The sequence below is a fragment of the Achromobacter sp. UBA5777 genome (genome assembly GCF_002418565.1).
In the GTDB taxonomy this organism is placed as follows: Bacteria; Pseudomonadota; Gammaproteobacteria; order Burkholderiales; family Burkholderiaceae_B; genus Achromobacter; species Achromobacter animicus.
In genome coordinates this window covers 1-452 of the sequence record NZ_DIEJ01000225.1, presented here as the reverse complement: position 1 = coordinate 452, position 452 = coordinate 1, and the positions used below count along the sequence as shown (strand labels likewise).

Genomic DNA, 452 nt, shown 5'->3' with positions numbered 1-452 from the left:
AGCACGCTGTCGCCGGTGGCGGCAGCGTCGATGCTGTTCATTCCCACTTTCGTCACCAATGCGTGGCAGCTGTTGTCCGGGCCGTCACTGGACCGCATCGTGCGGCGCCTGTGGCCGATGATGCTGGCCGTGGTGGTGGTGACGCTGGGCTCGGCCGCGCTGCTGGTGCGGGTCGATCGCACTTGGTCGCGCGTTGCGCTGGGCGTGGCATTGGTGGTCTATGCCGCCTATGCGTTGCTTGCGCCGGTGTTCCGCGTGCAGCAGCGGCGCGAGCGTTGGCTGGGGCCGCTGGTGGGTGCGTTGTCGGGCGTGGTGACCGGCGCCACCGGCGTGTTCGTGATGCCGGCGGTGCCGTACCTGCAGTCGCTGGGGTTGCAGCGCGAGGAGCTGGTGCAGGCGCTGGGGCTGGCGTTCACGGTGTCAACGATTTCGCTGACCGCCGGCCTGGTGCT

At 69.2% G+C, this 452-nt stretch carries 1 protein-coding gene; it reads left to right on the top strand.

Annotation, left to right across the window (positions count from 1 at the left end):
- Positions 1-452 (top strand): sulfite exporter TauE/SafE family protein (locus tag B3446_RS18530; protein WP_291383881.1); only part of this gene is annotated, 452 nt, incomplete at both ends.